We start from the raw sequence: 17,728 nt of genomic DNA on the forward strand, positions 1-17,728 counted from the left end.
AAAGACGCGCATTTGTTATCATCATCCCTGTTATTCAGAGATGAATATTTGGCCACAAGTATGTGGCCATTTTCTTTTCTGTCAGGCATTCTTTTCCAGCCAGCTATCGAACGACTCCGTATCCGCCGCCTCAATATCCCGCTGACGCTGCCATGAAGCATCATGCTCTTTCTGCAGGGCATCCGCGGTTAAAATCTCCAACGGCTCCTGAATCAGCATCTGACGGTATTGTTCCGCCAGCGCAAGGCCGGTGCCACCAATCCCGTTATCAATCATAGAACGTAAAATACGTGCTGAATACGTTAATTCTGGATCGTCAAAGCTGGCAACCAGTTGGTCACAAACTTGCTGGTATTCCTGGCTGTCGGTCATGCCGTCCAGCGTTTCCGCCACGCGGCGTAAATCGGTGAACAGATCTTTGCCTACTTTTGACAGCGGGTGCTGAGCCGTTTCACAGCCAATACCAAGGGTAAGCCCAGGTTTGCGCCCTTCCAGAATCACTCGGTTCCAGTTGGTGCGGGTGCACAGCAGCTCGTCGCTGCTCATCTCCGGCGCATCCGCCAGTACGCACCAAATCATAAACAGGTCGAGGAAGCGAACCTGCTGCTCATCCACGCCGATTGGCGAGAACGGGTTGATATCCAGCGAACGCACTTCGATATACTCGATGCCGCCGCGCAGCAGCGCATCCGACGGCGATTCTCCGTCACGCGTCACGCGCTTTGGACGAATCGGCGCATAGAGTTCGTTTTCAATTTGCAGCACGTTGGTGTTGAGCTGCAGGTGCTTGCCGTCCTTCATCAAACCAATCTGAGCGTACTCTTCCGACGGGGTTTTAATCGCCCGCTTCAGCGCATCGACATAGGTGTTCAGATCGTTGAAGGTAATGCCCAGATTGCTCTGCGACTTGTTGGTGTAACCCAGATCGCTCAGGCGTAATGACGTGGCATACGGCAGGTAATACATGCCGCATTCGGTTTTCTCAAACGGCAACGCGCTCTCTTTGCCCTGCAGGAATGAAGAGCAAATAGCCGGAGAAGCACCGAACAAATAAGGGATAACCCAACCAAAGCGGTAATAGTTGCGGATCAGGCGGAAATAACCGGCAGAAATGGCCTCTTTGCCACTTTCTGCGTCCTGTACGCCGCATTTTGCCTGCCAGAAAGCCATCGGCAGGGAGAAATTGTAATGCACGCCGGAGATGGTCTGCATCAGCGCGCCATAACGATTTTTCAGCCCTTCGCGGTACAGCGTTTTAAAGCGCCCCGCATTAGAAGAACCGTACTGGGCCAGCTCGATGTTCTGACCGTCGTCGATGTAACACGGCATACTTAGCGGCCACATACGTTCCTCGCCCAGTTCACGCGCCGTGTGGCGATGAATGTCACGCAGGAAGGTCAGCATATGGTCAATGTCACCATCAACCGGGGTAATAAATTCCAGGAGGGCTTCGGCGAAGTCCGTGGTAATCCATTTATGTGTAAACGCTGAGCCAAGGCTTTCAGGATGCCCGGTGGTGGCTAAATCGCCTTCTGGCGTCACGCGCAGCGTTTCACGCTCAAGACCACGGCAAATGCCTTTTACTGCTTCAGGGTGTTTTTCCAGCCAGGCCAAAGCCTGTGATACGTCCGGGATCAAATTGACCTCCCGCCTGTCGAATTTATTTTAATAAGCATAATTGTTTTCGCCGGTGATGAAGACTCATCCCACGCAATTAGTGCCACCACGCCATGCCTTGTACCGTTGCAGCCGCGACAACGATGTAGCGTAGCGCTTTGCCAAGGCATAAAAAGAATATCACCGGCCCCCAGCTCAGGCGTAACCACCCGGCCAGCAGGCATAACAGATCGCCTATCAGCGGCATCCAGCTCAGTAACAACGTCGCTGGGCCAAAACGAGTCAACCAGTCGGTCGCTTTCCCCTGCCAGCGCGATTGTATACGCTGCGGGAAAAAGCGCCCCAGAATAACGTTAGTCATACCGCCAAGGCTATTACCGATTGTTGCTATTATCACAAGAACCGATACCGGGCCGCTACCGGCAACCAGAAGCGCCACAAGTACCGCTTCTGAGCTCCCCGGCAGCAGCGTCGCGCTCAGGAAACTGCTGGTGAACAGTGAAAGGAGCGATAGCGTGTCGCTCACAGTAGGCGCACGTCCACAACATCCATTCCCGCGCTACGCGCCGCCTGAAGACCAAAGTCAGCATCTTCAAATACCACACATTTTTCCGGCGCCACGCCCATCAGTTCGGCGCAGCGTAAGAAGGTATCAGGTGCTGGCTTATGGTGTTTAACATGATCTGCTGCCACGACCGCCGCAAAATACTGACGTAAACCAAGATGCTTAAGCAGCGCTTCTGCAATATCGCTTTCGCTACCTGTGCCGACCGACATCGGACGGCGGCCATGCCAGGCTTTCACCACTTCAATCAGCGGCAGCGGACGCACGGTATCAAGCAGCATGGCTCGAACGGCAACAGTTTTTTCAGCCGCCAGACTGTGGGGATCGAGATCGGCATTGTGGCTTTCGATAATTGCAGCAGCAATTTTCCAGCTTGGCGCGCCATTCAGGGCAACCATCGCCTGCTCGTCGAAGCTCATGCCATAGCGGCCAAGGGTTTCGTGCCAGGCTTTACGGTGAGTCGGCTCCGTATCAAGGATCGTGCCGTCCATATCAAAGATTAAACCGTCATAGCGATCGTACATCTCACCCTCACTTCACTGAATGTCGAGGCGGTACTTTAGCGTAAATGGCTGAAATTGTCGCTGTCTGCGGGTAGAGGCGATATTGCGAATAAGGAGTATGAAAAGCTGAACGGTATATTTGTAACAGGGGAATTTAAATGAAGTTTGAAGGGGTGAGTCGTGCTGGTGAGAAAGTAACTTTCTCTTTCACACCGTCATCGCTAATGATGAGGAAGAATATGGTGCATCCGGGAGGATGACTCACCGAAGGCTCGCCCTAAAGGGCCGTTGCTGAAGCAACGTTATCCTCCCTTGTGTTGGCGGAGAAAGTAACTTTCTCTTTCACACCGTCATCGCTAATGATGAGGAAGAATATGGTGCATCCGGGAGGATTCGAACCTCCGACCGCTCGGTTCGTAGCCGAGTACTCTATCCAGCTGAGCTACGGATGCATCGGGATTACTGCTTTTACTGCTGACTCAGCACTACCTACACTCTCAGGCAATACCGGAGAAAATGGTGCATCCGGGAGGATTACTCACCGAAGGCTCGCCCTAAAGGGCCGTTGCTGAAGCAACGTTATCCTCCCTTGTGTTGGCGGAGAAAGTAACTTTCTCTTTCACACCGTCATCGCTAATGATGAGGAAGAATATGGTGCATCCGGGAGGATTCGAACCTCCGACCGCTCGGTTCGTAGCCGAGTACTCTATCCAGCTGAGCTACGGATGCATCGGGATTACTGCTTTTACTGCTGACTCAGCACTACCTACACTCTCAGGCAATACCGGAGAAAATGGTGCATCCGGGAGGATTACTCACCGAAGGCTCGCCCTAAAGGGCCGTTGCTGAAGCAACGTTATCCTCCCTTGTGTTGGCGGAGAAAGTAACTTTCTCTTTCACACCGTCATCGCTAATGATGAGGAAGAATATGGTGCATCCGGGAGGATTCGAACCTCCGACCGCTCGGTTCGTAGCCGAGTACTCTATCCAGCTGAGCTACGGATGCATCGGGATTACTGCTTTTACTGCTGACTCAGTACTACCTACACTCTCAGGCAATACCGGAGAAGAATGGTGCATCCGGGAGGATGACTCACCGAAGGCTCGCCCTAAAGGGCCGTTGCTGAAGCAACGTTATCCTCCCTGGTACTTGCTGAGAAAGTAACTTTCTCTTTCACACCGTCATCGCTAATGATGAGGAAGAATATGGTGCATCCGGGAGGATTCGAACCTCCGACCGCTCGGTTCGTAGCCGAGTACTCTATCCAGCTGAGCTACGGATGCAAAATGGCGGTGAGGCGGGGATTCGAACCCCGGATGCAGCTTTTGACCGCATACTCCCTTAGCAGGGGAGCGCCTTCAGCCTCTCGGCCACCTCACCACACGCCTCTTTCGAGTGCTTCGAGTTACTCGTAAGAGCTTCTCGTCGCTGCGTGGCGCACATATTACTTTCTGGGACTTATAAGTCAAACAATTTTTCCCTACTCGCTATCGATTGCACAAATCACGCTCGATTAGCGTAATTTGGAGACAAAAAGAGTGTTTTATCAACAGGCAAACGGCAATACGCGCGCAGAAACGGCACGCTGATAAGCGAAGCAAAAATGACGTTAACGGGAGAGAAAGGAAACAGCAGGCAGAAGAGGTGCGCCTCGCTGTAGATTTCAGCGAGGCGCGATATTTTTAGAAATTCGTTTGCTGGGATTTTTCAGCCTGGATACGTTGGTAGATTTCTTCGCGGTGTACAGAGACTTCCTTCGGGGCGTTAACACCGATACGGACCTGGTTGCCTTTTACCCCAAGCACAGTCACGGTCACCTCATCCCCAATCATAAGGGTCTCACCAACTCGACGAGTCAGAATTAACATTCTTTGCTCCTTGAAAGATTAAAAGAGTCGGGTCTCTGTATCCCGGCATTATCCATCATATAACGCGAAATCGTAACGAATGACAAATAGATAACACGCACTCTGTCATAGCATTACACTCTGTTATATCTAAGTTTAGCCGATATACACAACTTCAACCTGACTTTATCATTATTGATAGTGTGTAAATGGTAGTACGCCATAACTGAGAACAGTTATGGCGCAATTACACTTTTAGTTATTTTCAGAGTTTTGCCGTAACCCAGGCCTCAACGCCGGCCAGTGCGCCCGGCAATGCCGCTGCGTCTGTACCACCCGCCTGAGCCATATCAGGACGACCGCCCCCTTTGCCGCCTACCTGCTGTGCAACCATCCCCACCAGTTCCCCCGCTTTCACGCGGTTGGTCACCTCTTTGGAGACACCAGCAATCAGAGACACTTTCCCTTCTGCCACGGTGGCCAGAACAATTACGGCGGAGCCGAGCTGATTTTTCAGGTCATCGACCATGGTGCGCAACATCTTAGGCTCGACGTTGCTCAGCTCGCTTACCAGTAATTTAACGCCTTTTACTTCAACCGCTTTGCTGGAGAGGTTTGCGCTCTCCTGCGAAGCCTGCTGTTCTTTCAACTGCTGCAGCTCTTTTTCCAGCAGGCGGGTACGTTCCAGCACCGAACGGACTTTCTCGTTCAGGTTCTGGCTGTCGCCTTTCAGCAGTTGAGCGATGTCGTGCAGCTGGTCGCTTTGCGCATGGAGATTGGCCAGTGCGCCTTCGCCAGTCACGGCTTCAATACGACGCACCCCAGCCGCCGTACCGGACTCCGCAACAATGCGGAACAGACCGATGTCGCCCGTACGGGATGCGTGAGTACCGCCACACAGCTCGGTGGAGAAGTCCCCCATGCTCAGAACGCGCACATGGTCGTCATACTTCTCGCCAAACAGCGCCATTGCGCCCTTCGCTTTCGCTGCTTCGAGATCCATGACGTTGGTCTCAACAGGCAGGTTGCGGCGAATCTGCGCGTTAACGATATCTTCTACGGCGCGGATTTCAGCCGGCTTCATCGCTTCAAAATGAGAGAAGTCGAAGCGCAGGCCTTTGTCGTTTACCAAGGAGCCTTTCTGAGCAACATGGGTACCAAGTACCTGACGCAGTGCGGCATGCAGAAGGTGCGTTGCGGAGTGGTTCAGACGAATACGAGCGCGACGAGCTTCATCAACTTTCGCTTCCACGCTGTCGCCGACTTTCAGCACGCCGGAAACCAGCTTGCCCAGGTGGCCGATGGCCTGGCCGTATTTCTGAGTATCGCCAACCGCGAAATCAACGCCGTTACCTTTGACGGTACCTTTGTCGCCAACCTGGCCGCCGGACTCACCATAGAATGGCGTCTCGTTCAGCACCACGACAGCATCCTGACCAGCAGTAATCTGGTCAACGGATTTGCCGTCAACGAACAGCGCGGTCACTTTCGCGTTCAGGTCGAGACTGTCATAGCCTTTAAATTCAGACGCAGAATCCACGCGGATCATGCTGTTGTAGTCTGCGCCAAAACCGCTGGACTCGCGCGCGCGACGACGCTGCTCTTCCATTGCGGCTTCAAAGCCGGCTTCGTCAACTTTGATGTTGCGCTCGCGGCACACGTCAGCCGTCAGGTCCACAGGGAAGCCGTAGGTGTCATACAGGCGGAAAGCGGTTTCGCCATCCAGCGTGTCGCCCTTCAGCTTCGCCAGTTCGTCATCCAGCAGTGCGAGACCACGCTCCAGCGTGCGGGCAAACTGCTCTTCTTCGGTTTTCAGAACCTGCTCAACCAGTGCCTGTTGTTTGGCCAGCTCTTCGCCTGCGGAACCCATGACTTCGACTAGCGGGCCAACCAGCTTATAGAAGAAGGTGTCTTTCGCACCCAGCATGTTGCCGTGGCGAATAGCGCGACGAATGATGCGACGCAGAACGTAACCGCGGTTTTCGTTAGAAGGCGTTACGCCATCCGCGATCAGGAATGCACATGAACGAATGTGGTCCGCAATAACGCGCAGGGATTTGTTCGACAGATCGGTCGCGCCGGTCACTTCGGCAACGGACTGAATCAGCTTTTTGAACAGGTCGATATCGTAGTTGGAATTAACGTGCTGCAGAACAGCTGCAATACGCTCCAGACCCATACCGGTATCTACAGAAGGTTTTGGCAGAGGCAGCATCGTGCCGTCGATCTGACGGTTGAACTGCATGAACACGATGTTCCAGATCTCAATGTAGCGATCGCCATCTTCTTCAGGACTTCCCGGAGGGCCGCCCCAGATGTGATCGCCATGATCGTAGAAAATCTCGGTGCAAGGACCGCAAGGGCCAGTGTCACCCATCTGCCAGAAGTTATCGGATGCGAAGGCTGCGCCTTTATTATCGCCAATGCGAATAATGCGCTCCCGCGGCACACCCACTTCCTTTTCCCAGATCTCATAGGCTTCGTCATCGGTTTCGTAGACGGTCACCCACAGGCGTTCTTTCGGCAGCGCAAACCAGTTTTCACCGGTCAGCAGTTCCCAGGCAAAGTTAATCGCATCGTGTTTGAAATAGTCGCCAAAGCTGAAGTTACCCAGCATCTCGAAGAAGGTATGGTGACGCGCGGTGTAACCGACGTTTTCCAGATCGTTGTGCTTGCCGCCTGCGCGGACGCAACGCTGAGACGTTGTAGCGCGGGAATAGTTACGTTTGTCGAGGCCCAGGAAAACATCCTTGAACTGGTTCATCCCGGCATTGGTAAACAGCAAAGTCGGATCGTTGTTCGGGACCAGGGAGCTGCTCGCTACAACCTGGTGGCCTTTACTATGGAAAAAATCGAGAAACGCCTGACGGATCTCAGCGGTGCTCTTGCTCATAATTATCCTGGAATCAAGCTAACGAAGAGTTGTAAAGCTGCCATGACGGCCGTAACGCAGACGGCTCAGGCCAGCTTACCTGGAAAAAAGTGGGAATAAGATAAGTTTTCTGGCGAGGGAAGTAAAATCCAGTGTGGCCCTAATCAGCAAAATTTCGCCAGATCTCCTGAATGTCTTCCATAAAGAAGCCACGATAGAGAAGAAAACGCTGCACTTTCGCCTTCATCTGCCACTCTGTTGGCAGCGGCGAGCCAAACTTGCGTTCGGCCAGTTCGCGCGCCAGCGGCGGCCAGTCAATTTCACAGGCCATCATCGCGGACTCCCCAATGGCCCGTTCGATGCCCTTTTGCTTTAGTTCTTGCCGAATACGCTGCGGTCCATACCCTTTCCGACTGCGGCTGGCAATAAAACGTGACGCAAACTGCACGTCGTCCAGCCAGCGGTGTTCGTAACACCAGGCAATAACCTTATCAATGTCTTCCTGAGTGACCTCAGGTTCGTCCTCTTTAGCAAGTTTTGCCGCAAAGGCAGAAGGCGTTGCCAGCTTACGGCGCAGCTCATATTCGCTGTGGTCACGCATGGCAAGAATACGGGTCGCCTTATCCAGAAGGCGGGCAAAAGGGCTGCGGCGGGGAGAAGCGGTGTTGTCGGACATAGGGTCGTGTGGCAAAGATCGATATCAGGAGAGAGAAAGCACAAAGGGCCGCGTTAGCAGCCCTTTGTCTTGTTTTAGAAGTCTTCGTTAGTTTCGACCGCGTCTTCGTCGTGGTCATCAACCGTGAAGTCCGGCGTGCTGTCCTGGTTATTCAGCAGCATTTCGCGCAGTTTCTTCTCAATTTCTTCCGCCATCGGCTTGTTCTCTTTCAGGAAGTTGCTGGCGTTTGCCTTGCCCTGACCGATTTTTTCACCGTTGTAGCTGTACCATGCACCCGCTTTTTCAATCAGCTTGTGCTTCACGCCCAGGTCAACCAGCTCACCGTAGAAGTTGATGCCTTCGCCGTAGAGAATTTGGAATTCAGCCTGTTTAAATGGCGCGGCAATTTTGTTTTTCACGACCTTCACGCGGGTTTCGCTACCGACGACGTTTTCGCCATCCTTCACTGCACCGATACGACGAATGTCGAGACGGACAGACGCGTAGAATTTCAGCGCGTTACCGCCGGTCGTGGTTTCCGGGTTACCGAACATCACGCCAATTTTCATACGGATCTGGTTGATGAAGATCAGCAGCGTGTTGGACTGCTTCAGGTTACCCGCCAGCTTACGCATTGCCTGGCTCATCATACGTGCCGCAAGGCCCATGTGAGAGTCGCCGATTTCACCTTCGATTTCCGCTTTCGGCGTCAGCGCCGCAACGGAGTCAACGATGATGACGTCAACCGCACCTGAACGTGCCAGCGCGTCACAGATTTCCAGCGCCTGCTCACCGGTATCCGGCTGGGAACACAGCAGGTTGTCGATATCAACGCCCAGCTTTTTGGCATAAACCGGGTCCAGCGCGTGCTCGGCATCGATGAACGCACAGGTTTTACCGCTTCGCTGTGCGGCCGCAATAACCTGCAGGGTCAGCGTTGTTTTACCGGAAGATTCAGGCCCGTAAATTTCTACGATACGGCCCATTGGCAGGCCGCCGGCGCCCAGCGCGATATCCAGAGAAAGTGAACCGGTAGAGATCGTTTCCACGTCCATGGAGCGGTCTTCACCCAAGCGCATGATGGAGCCTTTACCAAATTGCTTTTCAATCTGGCCCAGTGCTGCCGCTAACGCCTTCTGTTTGTTTTCGTCGATAGCCATTTCTACTCCTGTCATGCTGAGTGATGCGATAATTCGCAACCCCGCGTTCTCAATACTGTTTCGTTGAGGCAATTATACTGTACAGTCATACAGTATCAAGTTTATTTTTTAGAAAATCGTCCCACAGGCTCTGCAGGGCGAATTCCGTGGCCTGGCGGCGAACGGCATCGCGGTCGCCGTCAAAGCGCTGCACTTTTGCCAGCGTTCTGCCGTGCTTATCCGCAAACCCAAACCACACCGTACCGACCGGTTTTTCTGGCGTGCCGCCATCTGGCCCGGCGATACCGCTGACAGAAACCGCATAATCCGCTTTCGCGGCGGCAAGCGCTCCCTGAGCCATCTCAAGCACCACGCCTTTACTGACGGCGCCATAGGCTTCCAGCGTGGTTTCGTTCACGCCGATCAGCTGATGTTTGGCTTCATTGCTGTAGGTCACAAAGCCCCGCTCAAACCAGGCTGAGCTGCCGGCAACGTCAGTAATCACTTTCGCGATCCAGCCGCCGGTACAAGATTCTGCAGTAGTCACCGTGGCCCCAAGCTGCCCAAGGCCATTCCCTACCCGCTGGCTTAGCTCAAACAATGCGCTGTCTGTCATGCTGGCTCCGATTGTAGACATATCATTAGCCAACACGATAGCACTTTACGGGCATTGCAGGGGATTACATCGGGATACTCGGGAAGGATTCCAGAAATGGAACGGCCAGCGAAAGCTGGCCGGGAGAAAAACTACTTCATGCTGTTGGCGATGGTGTTCACGTTGTGCTTGAACGCCTTTTCGTAGGTACTTGCCGGGCCGCCAGGGCCTGAAAGCGCCTCAGGATAAAGCTCACCGCCGGGCTTAGCGCCGGTCGCGCTGGCAATTTGCTTCACCAGACGTGGGTCGGTCTGATTTTCGATGAAGTAGGTGGCGATATGTTCATCTTTCAACTGTTTAATCAGAGATGCAACGTCGCTGGCGCTGGCCTGAGCTTCAGTGGAAAAGCCCACTGGTGCCAGGAACGTGACGCCGTAAGCCTCGCCAAAGTAGCCAAATGCATCATGGCTGGTCAGTACCTTGCGTTTAGCCTGCGGCACATCCGCAAAGCGTTTTTTCGCCCAGCCGTCTAGCTGCTTCAGGCGAGCTGCATAGCTATCGCCGCTTTTACGGATAGCCGCTGCATCCTGTGGGTCGGCAGCAACCAGCGCTGCAGCGATATTTTCCGCGTAGATTGCCCCGTTTGCCGCGCTGTTCCACGCATGTGGGTCAGTGATTGATTTACCGTCTTCTTCCATGCTGCGGGTGTTAATTCCCTGGGAAGCCACGATAACTTTGCCCTTGTAGCCGGACGCCGTCACCAGGCGATCCATCCACCCTTCCATGCCGAGCCCGCTCACAATCACCACATCCGCATTACGCAACGCGACGCTGTCTTTCGGCGAAGGTTCAAAGCTATGCGGGTCGCCATCCGGCCCCACCAGGCTGGTGACTTTGACGTGATCGCCGCCAACCTGCTTAGCCATGTCGGCCAGCACGGTAAAACTTGCCACTACATTCAGCGTTTTCGCTGCAGCCATCTGGCTGGAGAGCGCCAGAGCCAGCGCAATACCAATCCCTAAACGTTTCATTTAACCCCCTTTATGATTGCCAATTTCCTACGCAGCAGGCTCCCTGCAAGCACGCTGCGCGGTCCGAAAAGTATTGAGATAAAGAATGCGACGCTCGCGGTAAGCACAATGGCCGGCCCGGCAGGTAACGAGGCGTAGAAAGACCACACCAGCCCTAACCAGGCACAAATCAGGCCACACACCACGGCAAGAGCGATCGAGCCCGGCAATGTCTTAGCCCAGCAGCGCGCGGCAATGGCGGGGAGCATCATCAGGCCAACGGACATTAACGTGCCGAGGATTTGGAAACCGGCCACCAGGTTAAGCACCAGCAGCGCCAAAAACGTGCCGTGTATCAGCGACGGCAGCAGCCGGTTGTTCACCTGTAAAAAGCTGCGGTCAAACGACTCCAGCACCAGGCCGCGATAAAGCAGCGCCAGCGCAATCAGCGTCACGCTTGCAATGAGCCCCACAAACTTAATAGCCTCACCATCCACGGCGAGAATTGAGCCAAATAGCAGGTGCAGCAGGTCAACGCTTGAACCGCGCAATGATATCAACGTCACGCCGAGTGCCAGCGACCCAAGGTAGAATCCGGCAAAGCTGGCATCTTCTTTTAACGGCGTCCGGGCGCTAACCCAGCCGGAAAGTAAAGCCACCAGCACGCCAGCGACAAACCCACCAATGCCCATTGCCACCAGAGACATACCGGCAACCAGATAACCCACGGCAACGCCGGGTAAAATGGCATGAGAAAGCGCGTCACCCACCAGACTCATACGACGAAGCAGAAGAAAAATGCCAAGCGGAACGGTACTCAGAGAAAGCGACAGGCAGGCCACCAGCGCGCGGCGCATAAAGCCGTAAGCCACAAACGGCTCAATAAAAAGGTGATAAATCATGCAGTTTGTACCAGGCGTGGGCGAAAGGAAGCATATTGCGCTAAGGCTTCGTCGGCGTTACCCCACTGGTAACCCTCCGGGGTGAGCAGCAAGACTTCAGGAAAATGCCGGCGTACCAGCTCGTTGTTATGCAGCACGCTGATAAGCGTCTTGCCATCCCGGTGCATCTGGCACATCAGTTCCATTAAAAATTCACTGGTCTGCGCATCCACGCCGGTGAACGGCTCATCGAGCAGGACCAGCGGTGCGTCCTGAACCAGCAGGCGAGCAAACAGCATGCGTTGAAACTGTCCCCCTGAGAGCACATCAATCGGCCGCAGGTAATGCTCACTTAATCCCACGCGCTCAATCGCTTCCGTCACGCGTTCACGGTGCTGGCGACGAAGGCCGGAAAACAGCCCGCGTCCCGGCCAGCTCCCCATACAAACCACGTCATAAACCGTGGCGGGAAATTGCCGATCCATCTCCCCTAACTGCGGCAGCCAGGCAATGCGCGGGCGCATATTGTCCTGAAACTTTACGCTGCCGGAAATGGGAGGCAGTAGCCCGGCCAGGGTTTTTAACAACGTCGATTTACCGCAGCCGTTCGCCCCAATCACCGCCGTCATGCTGCCGCGCTGAAACTGGCCGCTGAGGGCCGACACAACCACGTTGCCGTAATAGCCCAGCTCGAGATTCTGCAGTTCGATCATGGCAGGATAACCGCCCAATGAATGGCGCCCCACAGGCCGAGGATCAGCAGCGCGACAAGGGCCGCGCGAAATAGCCCGGAAAGGCTAAACAGTGAAGAGGGAGCTGCAACAGACATACCGGCACCAATATTGTTTCGTTATAACATAACATAATCTACCCAGTAGTCCTTGTAAATTCCTGTTTTACACCTCGGCATAAACGAACCCTCAATCAAGCCCCCTTTTCCCTTCCGTTAATCAGAACGTCATTTTTTCACCTCTTTCATCACTCAATAATCTTTCAAACTGATAGATTTATATTTCACAATGAGATCTAAATAACATATTTACGCATTTCAAAATGATTAATATGAGCCACCACCGGGAACAACGGTGAGCAGATAACCCTACAGGAGACAGAAATGATCGACATGATTACCCACGGGGCGGAGTGGTTTATTGGCCTGTTTCAGAAAGGCGGAGAGGTCTTTACCGGTATGGTGACCGGCATTCTCCCTCTGCTGATCAGCCTGCTGGTGATAATGAACGCGCTGATTAACTTTATCGGCCAGCACCGCATTGAACGTATGGCGCAGCGCTGCGCCGGCAACCCCGTTTCGCGTTACCTCTTGCTACCCTGCATCGGCACCTTCGTGTTCTGCAATCCGATGACGCTAAGTCTGGGGCGCTTTATGCCTGAGAAGTACAAACCAAGCTATTACGCCGCCGCATCGTATAGCTGCCATTCGATGAACGGTTTGTTTCCCCACATCAACCCTGGCGAACTGTTTGTTTATCTGGGCATTGCCAGCGGGTTAACGACGCTGGGCCTGCCGCTGGCCCCGCTTGCAGTGAGCTATTTGCTGGTTGGGCTGGTTACCAACTTCTTCCGCGGCTGGATAACCGATCTCACCACCTCGATTTTCGAGAAAAAAATGGGCATTGAGCTGGAACGCCAGGTCCGCCTCTAAGGAAAAATCATGACTCAAAGCATTCGTATTGAAAAAGGCCAGGGTGGATGGGGCGGGCCGCTGATCGTCCCGGTCGATCCGAGCAAAAAGATCGTTTACATCACGGCGGGTACGCGCCCGGCAATCGTCGATAAGCTGAGTGAAATGACCGGCTGCCAGGCGGTAGACGGTTTTAAAGACGGCGAGCCGCCGGAGGCAGAAATTGCGCTGGCAATCATAGACTGCGGGGGCACGCTGCGCTGCGGGCTCTACCCTAAACGCCGCATCCCGACCATCAATATCCACGCCACCGGCAAATCAGGCCCCCTGGCGCAGTACATCGTTGAAGATATTTACGTATCAGGCGTCCGGGAAGAAAACATTAGCTGGGCCGATGGCGAACCGCAGGCCGAACGCAAACCTGCGCCAGCGCGGGACTACGACGCCAGCAAAAAAATCACCGAACAAAGCGACGGCCTGCTGGCCAAAGTCGGTATGGGAATGGGTTCAGCCGTCGCCGTGCTGTTTCAGGCGGGGCGCGACACTATCGACACGGTTCTGAAAACGATTCTGCCTTTTATGGCCTTCGTGTCGGCGCTGATTGGCATCATCATGGCGTCCGGCTTAGGGGACTGGATTGCCCACGGCCTGGCCCCGCTGGCCAATAACCCTCTCGGTCTGATTACGCTCGCGCTGATTTGTTCCTTCCCCCTGCTCTCACCTTTCCTTGGCCCTGGGGCGGTGATTGCGCAGGTCATCGGGGTGCTGATTGGGGTGCAGATTGGCCTCGGACATATCCCTCCTCACCTGGCGCTGCCCGCGCTGTTCGCCATTAACGCCCAGGCCGCCTGCGATTTTATTCCTGTTGGCTTGTCTCTGGCGGAAGCGCGCCAGGAAACGGTGCGCGTCGGCGTGCCTTCTGTGCTGGTCGGGCGCTTTTTAACGGGCGCCCCTACCGTGCTAATTGCCTGGCTGGTGTCCGGCTTCATCTACCAATAAAGGAAAGCCCCATGCAAACCATTTACCAGACCACCATCGTCCAGATTGGAGAGTGCGCTCGCGAGGCGCTGGCAGACAACATGCTTATTACCTTTCGGGAAGGCGCCCCGGCGGATATTCAGGATTACTGCTTTATCCACTGCCACGGCGAGCTGACCGGCCAGCTAAAGCCAGGTATCCACTTTGAACTCAATGGCCAGCATTACGCCGTTACCGCCGTCGGCGACGTGGCCCAGCAAAACTTGCAGGAGCTCGGGCACATCACCCTGCGCTTCGATGGTGAAGCACGGGCGGAATACCCTGGCACCGTACACGTCGCTGGCCCGCTGCCTCAGGGCATTGAACCCGGCTGCCAGCTGAAGTTTGTTGCATAAACATTGTCATTTAATCAAAGGAGTAAAACATGAATCAGGTTGCCGTTGTCATCGGTGGAGGCCAAACGCTCGGGGCGTTTCTCTGCCATGGGCTGGCCCAGGAAGGCTACAAAGTTGCCGTGGTGGATATTCAAAGTGAGAAAGCGGCCCGCGTCGCGCAGGAAATTAACGACCAGTACGGGCCGGGTTCTGCCTGGGGATTTGGCTCGGACGCCACCAGCGAGCAAAGCGTTACCGCGCTGGCTCACGGCGTGGACGAGATTTTCGGCCAGGTCGATCTGCTGGTTTACAGTGCGGGCATCGCCAAAGCGGCGTTTATTGGTGATTTCGCTCTGGGGGATTTTGACCGTTCGCTGCAGGTAAACCTTGTGGGGTACTTCCTGTGCGCCAGGGAGTTCTCCCGCCTGATGATTCGCGACGGGATTAAAGGCCGCATCATCCAGATTAACTCAAAGTCCGGCAAGGTCGGCAGCAAGCACAACTCCGGCTACAGCGCGGCGAAATTCGGTGGCGTGGGGCTGACGCAGTCTCTCGCCCTCGATCTGGCGGAATACGGCATCACGGTGCATGCGCTCATGTTGGGTAACCTGCTCAAGTCGCCAATGTTCCAGTCTCTGCTGCCGCAGTACGCGGAAAAACTCGGCATTCCTGCTGACGAAGTAGAGCAATACTACATCGACAAAGTCCCCTTAAAACGCGGCTGTGACTACCAGGATGTGCTTAACACGCTCCTGTTTTACGCCAGCGATAAAGCCTCTTACTGTACCGGACAGTCGATCAACGTCACCGGCGGGCAGGTTATGTTTTAACTCTCGGGTCACCGGTTGCCTCTGGCCCTCAGCCAGAGGCTGCCCAAAGGAGGATGCATGATGAATGCACTGATCGCCCTGGCGGCGATCGCCTGGCTAAGCCAGCTACTGCTCGGCGGCTGGCAAATTCGCCGTTTTAATCGGGCCTTTGACCGGCTCTGCCAGCAGGGTGCCGTTGGCGTAGGCCGTTCATCCGGGCGTTTTCGGCCCAGAGTGGTCATTGCCCTCGCCTTTGATGAGCGGCAAAACGTCCGCGATAGCCTGATAATGAAAGGCCTGACGGTTTTTGCCCTCCCACAGCCAGTAATGCAGTTACACGGCATGAATCGGCAGGAATTGCAGCCCGATGTGATCTTTCCCCATGATCGTGATTGTCAGAATGCTCTATCATTAGCGCTTAAACTGAAACAGGGTTAATTTCGTTTCGAATGCTTATTGCTTGCGAAATTACCGAATCGAAATTTATTGCAAGGTAATAAGAGCCTATGAAACCACGTCAGCGGCAGGCGGCGATCCTGGAACATCTGCAAAAGCAGGGAAAATGCTCGGTGGAAGATCTCGCCCAGCATTTTCAAACCACCGGCACCACGATCCGTAAAGATTTGGTGCTGCTTGAAACGGCTGGCGCCGTGCTTCGCACCTATGGCGGCGTAGTGCTCAGTAAAGACGAACCCGATCCGCCCATTGACCACAAAACGCTGATCAATACCCAGCAAAAACAGCAAATTGCCGAGGCGGCGGTCAAGTACATCCACGATGGCGATTCCATTATTCTGGATGCGGGCAGCACCGTTTTGCAGCTGGTCCCGCTGCTCCAGCACTTCAATAACATTACGGTGATGACCAATAGCCTGCATATCGTCAACGCGCTGTCTGAGCTGGACAACGAACAAACCATCCTGATGCCCGGCGGCACCTTCCGTAAGAAATCAGCCTCGTTTCATGGCCAACTGGCGGAAAACGCCTTCGAACACTTCAGCTTTGACAGGCTCTTTATGGGCACCGATGGCATCGATCTGACCGCCGGGGTCACAACCTACAACGAGGTTTATACCGTCAGCAAAGCGATGTGCAACGCGGCGCGCGAAGTGATCCTGATGGCTGACTCCTCAAAGTTTGGCCGTAAAAGCCCGAATATTGTCTGCGGACTGGAGAGAGTGGATACGATCATCACCGACAGCGGCATTAGCCACGAATTCCTCACCGCGCTGCGTGAAAAAGGCGTGAAAGTGATTGTTACCGGAGAAGAAGATGCATCAGCGAATGATTGACGCCGCACGAGAAACCCTGCTGCTGGAATTACAGGAAGCGAGCCGCCTGCCGGACAGACTTGGCGAAGATTTTGTCGCCGCCGCCAACGCCGTGCTCACCTGTCAGGGGAAAGTGATTGTTTCCGGCATGGGCAAGTCCGGGCATATCGGGAAGAAAATTGCCGCCACCTTTGCCAGCACCGGCACGCCCGCCTTCTTCGTTCACCCCGCCGAAGCGTTACACGGCGATTTGGGGATGATCGAAAGCCGCGACATCCTGCTGTTTATCTCCTATTCCGGCCATGCGAAAGAGCTGGATTTAATTATTCCTCGCCTGCAGGAAAAGGCCGTTAAGCTGATTGCTATTACCGGCAAAGCTGAGTCGCCGCTGGCGAAAGCGGCCTTTGCCACCGTAGATATTTCAGTAGAGCGTGAAGCCTGCCCGATGCGCCTGGCGCCGACCTCCAGCGCGGTTAATACATTAATGATGGGCGATGCACTGGCCATGGCCGTCATGCAGGAGCGCGGCTTTAACGAAGAGGACTTTGCGCGTTCACACCCTGCCGGTGCGCTAGGTGCCCGTTTGTTAAATCGGGTTCATCACCTGATGCGCACCCACGAGCAGCTCCCACAGGTGGCGGACAGCGCCTCCGTCATGGATGCCATGCTGGAGCTAAGCCGCACAGGCCTGGGACTGGTTGCCGTCTGCGACAAAGCGCAGCAAGTTGCCGGCGTCTTTACCGATGGCGACCTGCGCCGCTGGCTGGTGAGCGGCGGTAAGCTGGAAGCCGGGATCAAAGATGCCATGACGAAGAATGGCACGGTGCTGAATGCCGAAACCCGGGCGATAGATGCCAAAGAGATGCTGATGAAAAAACGCATTAGCGCGGCGCCGGTCGTGGATGAAAACGGCAGGCTGCTGGGGGCAATTAACCTGCATGATTTTCACCAGGCAGGTATTTGAGAACC

The 17,728-nt window shown here is 54.6% G+C and carries 18 protein-coding genes and 5 tRNA genes; 7 read left to right on the top strand and 16 right to left on the bottom strand.

What is annotated here, in order from left to right:
• Positions 1 to 81 precede the first annotated feature (81 nt).
• From gshA to AAIE02_RS19135, 16 genes are all read right to left on the bottom strand, one after another.
• Complete coding sequence (gene gshA, locus AAIE02_RS19060; RefSeq protein ID WP_008458250.1) at positions 82 to 1,638, bottom strand: glutamate--cysteine ligase; 1,557 nt, start codon at positions 1,636 to 1,638, stop codon at positions 82 to 84.
• A gap of 76 nt (positions 1,639 to 1,714) precedes the next feature.
• Positions 1,715 to 2,143 (bottom strand): YqaA family protein, encoded by a 429-nt coding sequence (locus AAIE02_RS19065; RefSeq protein WP_008458252.1) that lies wholly within the window; start codon positions 2,141 to 2,143, stop codon positions 1,715 to 1,717.
• Positions 2,140 to 2,706: a fructose-1-phosphate/6-phosphogluconate phosphatase gene (yqaB, locus tag AAIE02_RS19070; protein ID WP_039297558.1), complete on the bottom strand. Its 567-nt coding sequence runs from the start codon at positions 2,704 to 2,706 to the stop codon at positions 2,140 to 2,142. The genes AAIE02_RS19065 and yqaB overlap by 4 nt, the downstream gene beginning before the upstream one ends.
• Before the next feature lie 354 nt (positions 2,707 to 3,060).
• A tRNA-Arg gene (locus tag AAIE02_RS19075) sits at positions 3,061 to 3,137 on the bottom strand.
• A gap of 200 nt (positions 3,138 to 3,337) precedes the next feature.
• Positions 3,338 to 3,414 (bottom strand) — tRNA-Arg (locus tag AAIE02_RS19080).
• A 200-nt stretch (positions 3,415 to 3,614) separates the two neighbouring features.
• A tRNA-Arg gene (locus AAIE02_RS19085) sits at positions 3,615 to 3,691 on the bottom strand.
• Between the two features lie 201 nt (positions 3,692 to 3,892).
• Positions 3,893 to 3,969: transfer RNA gene (locus tag AAIE02_RS19090), tRNA-Arg, on the bottom strand.
• Positions 3,970 to 3,973: 4 nt separating this feature from the next.
• Positions 3,974 to 4,066: transfer RNA gene (locus AAIE02_RS19095), tRNA-Ser, on the bottom strand.
• Positions 4,067 to 4,368: 302 nt separating this feature from the next.
• Positions 4,369 to 4,554, bottom strand: a complete 186-nt coding sequence (gene csrA / locus AAIE02_RS19100) for a carbon storage regulator CsrA (RefSeq protein ID WP_008458257.1) — start codon at positions 4,552 to 4,554, stop codon at positions 4,369 to 4,371.
• Positions 4,555 to 4,798: 244 nt separating this feature from the next.
• Positions 4,799 to 7,426, bottom strand: a complete 2,628-nt coding sequence (alaS, locus tag AAIE02_RS19105) for an alanine--tRNA ligase (RefSeq protein WP_498533055.1) — start codon at positions 7,424 to 7,426, stop codon at positions 4,799 to 4,801.
• A 139-nt stretch (positions 7,427 to 7,565) separates the two neighbouring features.
• A complete protein-coding gene (locus AAIE02_RS19110) occupies positions 7,566 to 8,081 on the bottom strand; it encodes a regulatory protein RecX (protein WP_498533056.1) in 516 nt (171 codons plus the stop codon).
• 74 nt (positions 8,082 to 8,155) lie between these two features.
• Positions 8,156 to 9,220: a recombinase RecA gene (recA, locus tag AAIE02_RS19115; protein WP_008458263.1), complete on the bottom strand. Its 1,065-nt coding sequence runs from the start codon at positions 9,218 to 9,220 to the stop codon at positions 8,156 to 8,158.
• A gap of 85 nt (positions 9,221 to 9,305) precedes the next feature.
• Positions 9,306 to 9,815, bottom strand: coding sequence for a nicotinamide-nucleotide amidase (gene pncC, locus AAIE02_RS19120; protein ID WP_166868356.1), 510 nt, complete (start codon positions 9,813 to 9,815; stop codon positions 9,306 to 9,308).
• 131 nt (positions 9,816 to 9,946) lie between these two features.
• Positions 9,947 to 10,825, bottom strand: a complete 879-nt coding sequence (locus tag AAIE02_RS19125; RefSeq protein ID WP_336819602.1) for a metal ABC transporter substrate-binding protein — start codon at positions 10,823 to 10,825, stop codon at positions 9,947 to 9,949.
• Positions 10,822 to 11,706, bottom strand: a complete 885-nt coding sequence (locus AAIE02_RS19130; protein ID WP_008458268.1) for a metal ABC transporter permease — start codon at positions 11,704 to 11,706, stop codon at positions 10,822 to 10,824. Before AAIE02_RS19130 ends, AAIE02_RS19125 begins: the two co-directional genes overlap by 4 nt.
• Positions 11,703 to 12,398, bottom strand: coding sequence for a metal ABC transporter ATP-binding protein (locus tag AAIE02_RS19135; protein ID WP_034809049.1), 696 nt, complete (start codon positions 12,396 to 12,398; stop codon positions 11,703 to 11,705). The genes AAIE02_RS19130 and AAIE02_RS19135 overlap by 4 nt, the downstream gene beginning before the upstream one ends.
• A 401-nt stretch (positions 12,399 to 12,799) precedes the next feature.
• On the opposite strand from AAIE02_RS19135, the gene srlA reads away from it, so the two are divergent.
• The 7 genes from srlA to gutQ all read left to right on the top strand — a co-directional run bounded on the left by srlA (position 12,800) and on the right by gutQ (position 17,723).
• Positions 12,800 to 13,348 (top strand): PTS glucitol/sorbitol transporter subunit IIC, encoded by a 549-nt coding sequence (gene srlA / locus AAIE02_RS19140; protein ID WP_008458272.1) that lies wholly within the window; start codon positions 12,800 to 12,802, stop codon positions 13,346 to 13,348.
• Between the two features lie 9 nt (positions 13,349 to 13,357).
• Complete coding sequence (gene srlE, locus AAIE02_RS19145; protein ID WP_336709857.1) at positions 13,358 to 14,326, top strand: PTS glucitol/sorbitol transporter subunit IIB; 969 nt, start codon at positions 13,358 to 13,360, stop codon at positions 14,324 to 14,326.
• Between the two features lie 11 nt (positions 14,327 to 14,337).
• On the top strand, positions 14,338 to 14,700 hold the full coding sequence (gene srlB, locus AAIE02_RS19150) for a PTS glucitol/sorbitol transporter subunit IIA (RefSeq protein WP_008458277.1): 363 nt from the start codon (positions 14,338 to 14,340) through the stop codon (positions 14,698 to 14,700).
• A gap of 29 nt (positions 14,701 to 14,729) precedes the next feature.
• Positions 14,730 to 15,509, top strand: coding sequence for a sorbitol-6-phosphate dehydrogenase (gene srlD / locus AAIE02_RS19155; RefSeq protein WP_008458279.1), 780 nt, complete (start codon positions 14,730 to 14,732; stop codon positions 15,507 to 15,509).
• A gap of 57 nt (positions 15,510 to 15,566) precedes the next feature.
• Complete coding sequence (gene gutM / locus AAIE02_RS19160; protein ID WP_008458281.1) at positions 15,567 to 15,926, top strand: transcriptional regulator GutM; 360 nt, start codon at positions 15,567 to 15,569, stop codon at positions 15,924 to 15,926.
• A 68-nt stretch (positions 15,927 to 15,994) separates the two neighbouring features.
• Complete coding sequence (gene srlR / locus AAIE02_RS19165; protein WP_498533057.1) at positions 15,995 to 16,780, top strand: glucitol operon DNA-binding transcriptional repressor SrlR; 786 nt, start codon at positions 15,995 to 15,997, stop codon at positions 16,778 to 16,780.
• A complete protein-coding gene (gene gutQ, locus AAIE02_RS19170; protein ID WP_498533058.1) occupies positions 16,761 to 17,723 on the top strand; it encodes an arabinose-5-phosphate isomerase GutQ in 963 nt (320 codons plus the stop codon). Before srlR ends, gutQ begins: the two co-directional genes overlap by 20 nt.
• Positions 17,724 to 17,728: the final 5 nt, after the last annotated feature.

Source organism: Cedecea sp. Ae19-4 (assembly GCF_059801165.1).